Source organism: Desulfosporosinus sp., assembly GCF_014237355.1.
Classification (GTDB): Bacteria; Bacillota; Desulfitobacteriia; order Desulfitobacteriales; family Desulfitobacteriaceae; genus Desulfosporosinus.
On record NZ_JABZFS010000012.1, the window covers coordinates 1 to 11,058 of the forward strand.

The 11,058-nt window shown below is 42.7% G+C and carries 9 protein-coding genes and 1 pseudogene; all 10 read right to left on the minus strand.

The annotated features are described in order from the left end of the window. Window positions 1–493 (minus strand): 3-hydroxyacyl-CoA dehydrogenase NAD-binding domain-containing protein (locus tag HGJ98_RS01955; protein ID WP_291349312.1); only part of this gene is annotated, 493 nt, incomplete at its 3' end. 49 nt (window positions 494–542) lie between these two features. Further along, on the minus strand, window positions 543–1,844 hold the full coding sequence (locus tag HGJ98_RS01960; RefSeq protein ID WP_291349313.1) for a DUF362 domain-containing protein: 1,302 nt from the start codon (window positions 1,842–1,844) through the stop codon (window positions 543–545). A 45-nt stretch (window positions 1,845–1,889) separates the two neighbouring features. Next, entirely contained in the window at window positions 1,890–3,545 is a 1,656-nt protein-coding gene (locus tag HGJ98_RS01965) for an AMP-binding protein (protein ID WP_291349314.1), read from the minus strand. A 148-nt stretch (window positions 3,546–3,693) separates the two neighbouring features. After that, window positions 3,694–4,308 carry a nitroreductase family protein gene (locus HGJ98_RS01970; RefSeq protein WP_291349315.1) on the minus strand — a complete coding sequence of 205 codons (615 nt, stop codon included), beginning with the start codon at window positions 4,306–4,308 and terminating at the stop codon, window positions 3,694–3,696. A gap of 114 nt (window positions 4,309–4,422) precedes the next feature. Beyond that, entirely contained in the window at window positions 4,423–6,237 is a 1,815-nt protein-coding gene (locus HGJ98_RS01975) for an acyl-CoA dehydrogenase (protein WP_291349316.1), read from the minus strand. Window positions 6,238–6,254: 17 nt separating this feature from the next. After that, entirely contained in the window at window positions 6,255–7,733 is a 1,479-nt protein-coding gene (locus HGJ98_RS01980) for a 4-hydroxyphenylacetate 3-hydroxylase N-terminal domain-containing protein (protein WP_291349317.1), read from the minus strand. 253 nt (window positions 7,734–7,986) lie between these two features. Beyond that, window positions 7,987–9,390: a sigma 54-interacting transcriptional regulator gene (locus HGJ98_RS01985; RefSeq protein WP_291349318.1), complete on the minus strand. Its 1,404-nt coding sequence runs from the start codon at window positions 9,388–9,390 to the stop codon at window positions 7,987–7,989. Window positions 9,391–9,637: 247 nt separating this feature from the next. Beyond that, window positions 9,638–10,423, minus strand: coding sequence for a MaoC family dehydratase N-terminal domain-containing protein (locus HGJ98_RS01990; RefSeq protein WP_291349319.1), 786 nt, complete (start codon window positions 10,421–10,423; stop codon window positions 9,638–9,640). Between the two features lie 32 nt (window positions 10,424–10,455). Next, window positions 10,456–10,659, minus strand: coding sequence for a hypothetical protein (locus HGJ98_RS01995; protein WP_291349320.1), 204 nt, complete (start codon window positions 10,657–10,659; stop codon window positions 10,456–10,458). Between the two features lie 15 nt (window positions 10,660–10,674). Continuing rightward, window positions 10,675–11,058 (minus strand): annotated as a pseudogene (locus HGJ98_RS02000) (hypothetical protein); the annotation flags it as partial.

Sequence of the window (11,058 nt, forward strand, 5' to 3'; positions counted from 1 at the left end):
AGCGAGGGGGATTAAAGAAGTGTGTTCCGAGAAAATACTGAGTAAAACTCTCCGGGAGCCCTTCCACCATTGATTTCAAAGAAATTCCCGAGGTATTAGAAGTTACAATCGTTCCTGGGCGGACCTGCGCAGCAATCGTTTTAAAAAGATTAACCTTTATATCAAGCCGTTCCACAACAACCTCAATCACCCAATCAACTTCAATTAAGCGCCCTAAATCATCACTTAAGTTTCCCACCTCAATTCGGTCTGCAAACTCCGGAACTAACAATGGGGCTGGATTCATTTTTAACAAGTTCGCCTTATTGTTTTGGGCAATGCTATTGCGAACCGTACGATCCTCCAATGTTAACCCATTAGCTTTTTCCTTCTCCGATAGTTTGGAAGGGACAATATCCAATAACAGACTTGGGATTCCAGCATTGGCCAAAAGCGCTGCAATGGTACTCCCCATCACGCCTGACCCAATTACCGCTGCTTTATGAATCTTCATTTCCATCCTCCTCTCGTTTCTGTTGACTAATTTTTCTTTAGTTAACGATTTATTTTACCGACCAGTCAGCGAGATTGAATCCCTCACTTTCCTTATACCTACTGAACAAGTAGTGCCGGAAGCGTACATATTCGTTATAATCACAATTAATTTTCTCCTTTGCCAATACCTCAACGAATTTTCCCAAAACAGGCGGACATCCCCAAATCGGAATAGCCTTTTTGATATTGGGATTATTCTTGTTAAGATGACATGCACACTTTCCAAAGAGTACTGTATTGTCAAAGTCTTTGGCTGCCAATTGTTGCTTACCGCTTACAACCTCGATATTCGGGAAAGGCTGCCCTTTGAATGCGGAAGAGAGAAGGATCAACATAGGATTATATTGTACCGAACAGCCCGTACACAGACTACTATCATACTTACGGATTGCCAGCCCGGTGATACCACGCTTTTCAAACCCAGCCGGGCCGGTATCCTTTTCTGACCACTCCCAATCATAGGTTACATACTCCTGATGATCCGCCACACTCTCTCCTTTCACTTCATAATCTGCCAACTCCAAACTACGCCCGTGGCTTTTAGCATAATTAATCAAATGGGCCACGTCTTTAGCCGGGTAACCAAGAATAGCTGCTCCTACAAGATCACAGGCAAAAGGATCCCGAGAAGCTATTAATAGATCCTTTCTAAATGCCTTTCCAGTTGGGCCAGGACCTTTTTCCAGGGTATAAAGGCCATCAATTATCGTCAAAGCAACTGGGAGTTTATCGATAATGCGGGGAAAGGTACGACTAAGTTCCTCATCGCCCACGCCATGGCAATACTGTTTAGACTTTTTATTGAGACAACCTTTAAGGTTTTTAATCCCTAAAGACACTCTAGCTTGGTTGTGGGTTTTTAACACAGGGACGTTAATGATTTTGTCTGCTTCTAAGGCCTGTTTGGCAATATCAAGCTTAAATCCGTCACCATAATCTATCGCCACAAACTCTTCCTGGTTAAAGTCAACTAATTTAACTCCATAGCGCTCTTGCAATTTTTTGTATCCAAGAGCCTCGTACACCGCATCTCCGTCTGGACTTAACCCCGGAAGGGCACCTTCTCCAATGGTTAAGTTTCTAAAACCATGTTCAGCCAAAATGCGAACCAGGGCATTGAGTACAACACTGGTGGTAACCACGCCATAGGGCGGAAACGGTAGGTCAAAATCCCAACTAACTATGTTAGGCTTAATCAAAATTCTGTCGTTGGTGTTTAATCCTGCTAGCCCTTCACTTAATTTTAGACACTCCTGTAGAGACTCGTAAACATCAGTTACTTTTACCATCGAAACAGATGCGTTTGCCATGGAAACTCCCCTCTATTCTTTGTTAATAGCCACATTATCCTTATCTCAGGACTTCTCGTTATCTAAAAGCCTTCGCAAAACTTTGCCAGCACCGGTAGCTGGTAGGGACTCCCGAAATTCTACATAACGGGGTGCCTTATAAGAAGTCATTCTTTGTTTGGCCCAATCCATTATGTCCTGAGGTGAAATATTTTCACCCTGTCCAGCTTTGAGAACGACATAGGCTTTCACAACTTCCCCTTTTTGGGCATCTGGTACTCCAGTTACGGCTACTTGGGCAATCCCCTCGTGACGGATTAACATAGCTTCTACTTCCTCTGGAAAAACGCTATAACCAGTTACCTTGATCATCTCTTTAAACCGACCGCAGAAGATTAGATAACCATCCTCATCCAGGGATCCCATATCTCCGGTATATACCCACCCATCGCGGAGAGTCTTTGCCGTTGCCTCTGGCTTTTTCCAATAGTTCTTAAAGACACCTGGATTGGATATGATTATCTCACCCATCTCTCCTGTGTTTTTTTCCTTACCTGTATCAGGGTCAATAATGCGGATTACTGTCTCGTAGGTAGGAATACCTTGGGTTCCCCACTTTACAGCATTAGAGGGCATAAATGTATCTGCCGTGTGAGTTTCACTTAATCCATAGGCAGCTTCATAGAGTCCACAGCCCCCTGTGAACTTCTTCCAGGCCTCCGCAATCTCCTGAGTGAGGGTAATACCAAAACTAGTGCCGACATTTGTTTTCAAGGAGGAGATATCATACTGTTCTGCATTGGGTACCTGCATAACAGCAACATTCATGGGCGCAACACTATACCACCAAGTACATTTGTATCGGTCGATCGCCTGCAATACCGCGACCGGATCAAACCGATAGAGGAGAACCATGCTTGCATTAGCATAAATTGGGCAATTGAGTCCCATTAACATCCCAGCAATATGGTAAAGGGGGGCAACAGTAAGTAGCATGTCCTCAGCCACGACGACACTGCTTTGAGCAACTGCTGCTGCTTTAAAAAGAGCATTAGTATAAGAAAGCATAGCTCCTTTCGGTTGACCCGTCGTGCCTGATGTGTAGACCATTAGACAATTGTCATCCATACTAATGTCAACGTCCACAACCAAACTTTCTTGTTCGTTAATAACTGCTAACATGTCATGAACACCTAAAATCAGCGGCTTAGGTTTGCAAATCTCCCCGGGAACATTAAGGGTAGGCTTTGCCGGCAGAAATTCTCCATAATTAGTAAGGATTACTTGCTCAACTACTGTTTTTAATAGTACGTTTTCTACAACGTCATACAAACTATCGGCTGTTATGATTATTCTAGCTTCCATGTCGTTTAGTTGATACTCAAGTTCCCACTCCTTAAACAATGGACTACAGGGCCCTACAACCGCCCCAATTTTCTGGATACCATAATGCGCAATAAAATACTGAGGACAATTCGAGAGAAAAAGAGCTATATGCTCTCCTTTCTTAACTCCAGAGCTTATTAAATATGCCGCAAACTTTTCGCTAAGATCATCTAATTCTCTATAGGTAATCTCCCGCCCATACCAGATGATCGCAATTTTCTCAGGGTTTAGGTGAGCATGGTCCCTCAAATACTCGTGCAGAGGTTTCTGACCTAAACGATAGGTTAAGTCGGGGGCTAAATAACTGGGCCAATCCTTCCGAACGTGTTCGTCCATATTAGCTACCTCCCCAATTTTTCATGCTGACTTAACATGGCCAGACCAAACTATTTGGGAACACCTTGAGATGAGTACAAGAGTAGTTTAAATCATTAGTTTACCGATTAATGATTTAGGGAACTTTATCTCTTTTAAAGCCAAAACATCAATCAACCACTTTATAGATAATGTCTTGAACACTTACCCGAGGGCGCTGTACCGGGTTTTGATCCGGAAAGCCTACAGGCATCAATCCTGTGATCACCAAATGTTCAGGCATCTCCAAGATCTGGGCAATCTGCTTAGCCTTCATTAATTGTACAAAGCAGGTACCCAGACCCAACGAAACAGCCCTCAAAGCGATATGTTCCATAGCAAGTCCGACATTTAACATGGCATGTGGGATAAAGGCCTTCAAAGCATTAGCATCTTTAGGTTGATCAATGCCAGGATAACTTTCGAAGGCTTCCGGCCCGAAAACCCCTGCATCGATTAGTTCCTGCAATCTTTTCTTGGTATCATTAGCATAGGTCATGAGATCAGCACAACAAACTAATAGAATGGGGGCCTGGCTAAGAAATTTCTGATTAAATGCAGCTGCTTGAATTTGTTCTTTTATGGTCTGATTCTTGACGACAATAAATCGCCAAGGCTGATGATTCGTTCCGGACGGGGCTAAACGGGCTGCCTCCATTAATTCCAGCAACATTTCGTCCGAGACTGGATCAGCTTTATATTTGCGGATACTCCGCCGCTCCATCATAGTTATCTTAATATCCAAGACTTTACCACCTTTCAGGAATCAATTTCTAAATATGTTTAATGACTGACTCATAAAAATATCGCCAGCCCTTCTCTAGTTGTCATACAATAGCATCATAATTCTATTAGGTTATTAGAAAGCTTCTTCAGGAATATCGATAGCAGAGGTGTCGCCCTCTTTAATAATCCGCACTGTTGCCGCCACATCCGGAACAATATTGAGTATATAAAATTTAGCGCTAAATACCTTTCCGGCATAGAAAGCTTTGTCTGAGTTCCCCTGTTCCAGTTTTTCTTGGGCCACTAAGGCTTGCTGCATCAGCAAACAGCCCCCATAAAGTTCAGCTGTAATCCGCAAGATTCTCGTACTGTACAATGGAACCAGTTTAATGTTTTCTTTAAAATAGCCTAAGACGGTACCTACAAGATCCTGGTACGCCATTAATGCTTTACCCAGCACCTCAAACTCTCGAGCAAACACTTTATGATTCTGGTTGGATTGGACAAATGTCGCCATTTCCATCATCCATTCTTTGAAGACATTTCCTTTATCTAGGCTCCATTTACGACCCACTAGGTCCATTGATTGGATAAAATTAGTACCCTCCCAGATAGAATAAATCTTAACATCCCTGGCTTGACGTGCTACTGGGTATTCCTCAGTAAATCCGTAACCACCGAAAACTTGAATAGCTTCAGTGATCATTAACCACCCTTGGTCAGAGCAATAGGCTTTGATTAAAGGTGTAATAACTTCAAGGGCGCGCTTTGCTGCCTTAATATCTCCAGGATCATCTCCAAATTCAATTAAATCCAAGTAATAGTAACCCTTAAAAATCATCGCTCGCATTGCTTCCAGCGTGGCCTTTTGTGTGAGCAGCATACGACGAACATCTTCGTGCTGAATGATAGGAACCCTGCCAGCTTTGGGATTGTGAATAGGTCGCCCCTGTATGCGCTGTTTAGCATAATCAACTGCATTATTATAGGCCACAGTCGCCACCGCTAGGGCACTATGCCCCGTATCCAACCTTGATCCATTGATCATCCTAAACATTTGTGCAATACCTTGTCCAATCCCCTTTTCATCCGGCGGGCTGCCTAATAAAACCCCGCGGCATTGACCCTCTTCCCCAAAGCTAAGTACCGCTGTTGAAGAACCCTTAAGACCCATCTTATGCTCTATACCAACAGTCGATACATCGTTGGATTCTCCCAGACTGCCGTCTTCATTAACCCAAACCTTTGGTATGATGAATAACGAAAGTCCTTTAGTTCCAGGGGCAGCTCCGTCCACCCGGGCTAACACTAGATGAATAATATTGTCCGTAAGATCATGATCTCCTCCGGTAATAAAGCATTTTGTCCCTTTCACCTTATAGATTAAGGGGTTTTCTGTTGGATAGGCTTTGGTTGTCATATCCCCTACATCAGACCCACCACCGGGTTCTGTTAGACACATGGTCCCTTCCCAAACACCTTCAAACATTTTGGGGGTGTAGAGAGAGATCTGTTCAGGTGAGCCAAACGCCTTGATTACAGAGGCTATACCTCCGCTTAATCCAACGTAAGGAGACATAGAGGGATTGGCCCCAATAATAAACTCCCGGACCCCTTGATTCAAAATCTCTGGTAAAGCACCCTCTCCTTCAACGTCACTGTTGCTGGCACCCCAGCCATTTTCTTGAATAAACTTGAAGGCTTTATGAAAAGAAGGGGGCACTGTAACTTTCCCATCCTTAAAAATTGCTCCAATTGTATCTCCATCATCATTGGTTGGAGCAACGACTTCTTTGCTCATTTTTAAGGACTGGTCAAGTATTCCATCCACATCCTCAATACTGATATAGTCCCTAAACCTTTTTAATTCTAAGATCTTTTTTCCATCTAGCCATTCTTTGATAATAAACTTGTGATCACGATTGCTGTACATAAATTTACTAGCCATTAATTTCTCTCCTTTACCTATTTCTTTTTCGATCTAGGTTTCATTCCTGCGATGGCCCTGACAATGTCCTTTTTAGATTCCATATCATATTGGGAAGTGATAGCGATCTGCTCCATAATCGGAGATCCACCGCCATGATAAGCACCATACAGGGTGGCACCTGCGGAGCCAGAGAGACCAAAATCGATGAAGTTCATCCAAAACTTAATTTGTTCTTCTATGGGCATCTTAGGATTACGATTCAGATACTTTTCCAATAAATTTTTGATTTCAGGGTTTGTCAGGTCATTTTCGTAGGGGAAGGTAGCAGGCATCCCCCCTGCAATGTTGCAAAGGATCTCTTGTTCATGAAACACGGCCTCACCGGTCAGGCACCTGCCAACGTTGGCATAAATTGAGTTGGGAATATAGCTGCCAGGTCCATAGGGTACTACTCCCAAACCAGGCATAAAAACTTCAGGCTTACTAAGTGCAGAGGACGTGTAGCCTGCCGCATAGCCGAGTTCACCAGTCATAATCAGTTTGGATAACATTTCGCGCACATGGGGGGTCTTTTCAATCCCATTAATTTCTGCTGCAAGGGCACCCATCCCGATAACATAGTCAAGCATTGCAGGTTTACAGCCAGAATAGGAATGACGATGGAACAAAGCAAATAGCAGGGCAGTCATACCACCATGCTGAGTTTCTCCACATAGAAATACGCGTTCCCAAGGAATAAAGCAATCATCAAAGATGACATAGGAGTCCGTGTAGCCGTATTCTATCCCCCTCTGATAAGTGTCACGCTTCCGATAATTATGGAAGTGAACTATCTGCTTGACCCCTTCATAGTCTGATGGAACTGCAAAGGCCAAGGCATAAGCTTCCTCACCCTTTTGTAAGGCTCGGTTCGGCACGACGAGGATCTCGTCAGAAATAGATGCTTCTGAAATATGAACTTTGCAGCCGCGCACAACGATCCCATCGCTCCGTTCTTCCACAACATGGACATACATATCCGGGTCATCCTGCTCAGCTGGCCGCTTCAAACGCTCTCCCTTAACATCAGTTTGCGCGCAGCTTACCACGAGATCTTCTCTTTGGAAACGCTCGAGCCATTTAAGCCAGTTATCATGGTAGGCTGTCTTGGCTTTGGTGGACTTCTGAGCTTCGAAAGACACTGCGTGAATTGCATTAGAAGCGTCAATTCCCATGCACCGTTGAATGCACTGCCCAACCTTATTGACTAAGAAACGAGTCATGTCTTGCTTCTTGTGCAAGTCATCAGCGTTTTGGTGAATATGATTAAAACGGTTAATGATTTCCCCTGTAATGTGAGATTTTGCCGTACAAAGATCCTTACTGGCGGGGTCCCAGGCCGCATCAAAGGTTAAGCCCATTACGTTAAGAGCACCTTCTTGAAGTGGATCTAACCTATCAATCATGCCACCATTAAAATAGAGGTTTCTGTTCATCTTGCTTAGCCCTTCGATATACTGAGCTCTTGTTCTCATAGTTATTCTCCTTCATCCAAATGTAACCATATTTTTTTAAATATTCTGATACGTTGCTTTATTGCAAGCCCTATGCCAACTCTTGGAATATACAAAAAAACCCTCTTGTCTGGCAAAAAGCAGTCCACTGAGGGTTTTTTCCTATGTAAGGAAATAGATACAAAACCATATTCTTTTTTTAATTTTTGTGCGCAAAGCGCACATTTCTTCCTTTAAAGTTATAACATGCCTATTGATTATTTATTAAAATTAATCAGTCGATACCGTATCTAATTAACTTATCGTAAAAAACCCGTCTCGAAAACCCCAAGGCTTTCATAGCTTTAGTACGGTTGTTGTTATATGTATCTAAGGCTGATAATATTAGTTCCTTTTCCATCCTAGCGAGTATCTCCCTAACAGCGTAAGGCTTATCCTTTAATGTCATGTTATTATCGTCGGTCGGAATCATGCGAGCGGGTAAGTGCTGAATTTCAATGGTCCCGCCCCCACAGACAATACTTGCATGTTCTAAAACATTTTGTAATTCCCGGATGTTACCGGGCCAATTATATTCCTGAAAAAATCTTATCACTCTGGGCGATAGATTCAGCTCATGCCCGACTTCCCGTGAGAACTGATCAAGGAATGTCTTAGCGAGGGCCAGTAAATCATCCTTACGTTCACGTAGTGGGGACAATGTCAGTGGTACAATATTTAGCCGGTAGTACAGATCAAGCCTGAACGATCCGTCATTGATCATTTTTTCTAAATCTCGGTTAGTTGCTGCAATCACTCGTATATCGACCTTGATTGTTTTATTCCCACCTACCCGTTCGAACTCTTTTTCTTGCAATACACGTAATAACTTTGCTTGCATAGTGAGACTCATATCTCCAATTTCATCGAGAAAAATAGTTCCACAATGGGCCAGTTCAAACTTACCAAGTTTACCTCCCTTTTTAGCCCCTGTAAACGCTCCGTCCTCATATCCAAACAGTTCACTCTCAATTAAATTCTCAGGCATCGCGGCACAATTCACCTTGATCATGGGCATATCCTTGCGTCTGCTACTATTATGAACAGCCCTAGCTAATACCTCTTTCCCAACTCCACTTTCACCAAGAATTAGAACCGTACTATCTGTACGTGCTACCTTAGCTGCTAATACTAAGGTTTTCTTCACTCGAGTGTTTTGACCTACATATTCTTTGAAAGACAGGGGCAGCTGTTCCCATTGTTCTAACTGCTGTTTCAAATAATCCGCTACACCCTTTGTCTGCTGTAACTCACGGTTTAGTTCTACAACATCCGTAATATTTTTAAAAATTGAGACACAGCCAATGATATTGTTGTTATCATCATATAAAAGAAATGAACTTCCTACCACATTGATACCAAGGGAATCCAAGTAATCCCCGCCAATTTGGTATGGATTGCCCGTACGCAGTACGTTGATTGCCTCAGCCTTAGGTTCAATTTTATCTAGCCTGCGCCCTAATACTTTTGCTACTGGTACCCCCAGAATCTTGGCATAGGCTTCGTTTGCATAAACAATCCTTGTATCTAAGTCGATAACCATAACGACATCATGAATATTATTGAGGATTTCAAATAGAAGTTTTCGATCCCATCGCGGAAAAGCCTTCGTTATAACAGCATGGGCTCTATCACTCATGTTAATCCTCCAATTTAAATCTTCTGTCAATATTATACAGGTTGCATCTATTGAAAGTAAATAACTCTGACCAATTATTTTAATAATTTAAAATATTATAATAAATAACCCTAGAACATGAGAAAGCACTAAACAAAGCATTTTCTCCTATGCTAGGGGAAGTAGGATAGGTCCCCGCACTATGCTTTGGCACAGAAAGCCTCCAGTACGATAGGAACACTATGTTTTTTGTTCAACTTTAATTAAACTAGTTTACTATGTGTGCCAAACCCGATAAAACTATCTCCTCTTTTTTATTGTAAGCTACTATATCGCAAACTATAACCTTTTCAGTACGTAATCGTATAGAGCCGCAAAAGGTAATCTTGTCCCCTGGACGAACTACCTGCTCGAAACGAACATTAAGCTTACTTATTCTCCCCGTTTTGCCGATCCATTCCGTTAGCATAGCCTCTAATTGACCCATAGTTAGCGTTCCATGCGCTACCATACCCTCTAGACCAACTTGACGCGCATAGGTGTCATCTAAATAAATAGGGTTAAAATCACCGGAAGCCTCAGCAAATTGTCGAATTTGGACGTGGTTAGGTTCCCATTCTCGGATGGGTCCTCGATCAGAGACCTGATAATTATTCAAACACTTATTCCCCTTAACCGGGGTTATTAATGTCGAACTGCAGGAAAAAACCAACTCGCCTGTTAGGTCATAACCAGTCGTTTCAAGTACCACTAACATTATCTTTTCAAGCATGCTGGTTCGTTCATGAACATCTTTAATACGCCGTTTATAGGTAAGGCTATCTCCAACAGAGAGAGAACGTCGATAGGCTATCTTTTGCTCTCCGTGGATCATTCCAGCATTGGTCAGTTCAAGCCCTGGAATATCAGCATGAAGTAACGTTCCTATATAGGTTACTGGTACCTCACCATTAAACGGAATTCCTATGCCCTCGGCAAACCTACGCACTTCCTCGAGCCTAATTTTCAATACAACAGACTCGCTTTCTCGACCAATTAATTCTTTCCCTATCATAAAACTTCGCCTTCCCCTTTTTGCAGATGATCTTATCGATCAGAGACAAGCTTCTGTTTAAGTTCCTTAAGTTTTATCTGTGCGACTTCTAATTGAGGATCGAGAACATTAGCTACCATATACTCATTAAAAGCTTCATGCATCTTACCCGCAGCTTCTTTAGCAATCCCCTCACCTAAATGTCTCATAGCAAGGCTTTCGTGATCTATGTCATCCTCGTTATGTCCAATGTGCAAAGCAACTTATCCTCCTTATTGAGGGCAAAAAGCAAGTTCACATAGCCCACTGCCCGTTGCATCTTTACTATAAGTTATATTCACCTTGGTTCCAGCTTTTTGGGCAGCGACCTCATTAGCTGCCAAACAAAAAACCTGACAATCCTCTATTCCTTGATCAGCCAAAAACTTACTTAAACTGCAGTTAAAGCTTCGAACCTTTAAAGCTTTTGTAGTCGCCTCCGTAACCGTCCAAGCATCCCTTGGACGTAGAGACAGTATCCCAAGTTCAATGTACCTTTCTAGGACGTGAGGGAACCGAATCCCTGTTTGCTGGGCTACCTGTTCAATCATCTCACCTGTTCTATCCATGAATTCCTTCGAATCTGCTTCCTTTATCAAAAGATTCATAAACGTTCT

Excerpts from the sequence above, each read along its gene's own strand:
- HGJ98_RS01960 (WP_291349313.1), bottom strand. The coding sequence starts at position 1,844 with ATGGCAAACGCATCTGTTTCGATGGTAAAAGTAACTGATGTTTACGAG.
- HGJ98_RS01965 (WP_291349314.1), bottom strand. The coding sequence starts at position 3,545 with ATGGACGAACACGTTCGGAAGGATTGGCCCAGTTATTTAGCCCCCGAC.
- HGJ98_RS01975 (WP_291349316.1), bottom strand. The coding sequence starts at position 6,237 with ATGGCTAGTAAATTTATGTACAGCAATCGTGATCACAAGTTTATTATC.
- HGJ98_RS01990 (WP_291349319.1), bottom strand. The coding sequence starts at position 10,423 with ATGATAGGGAAAGAATTAATTGGTCGAGAAAGCGAGTCTGTTGTATTG.
- HGJ98_RS01980 (WP_291349317.1), bottom strand. The coding sequence starts at position 7,733 with ATGAGAACAAGAGCTCAGTATATCGAAGGGCTAAGCAAGATGAACAGA.
- HGJ98_RS01985 (WP_291349318.1), bottom strand. The coding sequence starts at position 9,390 with ATGAGTGATAGAGCCCATGCTGTTATAACGAAGGCTTTTCCGCGATGG.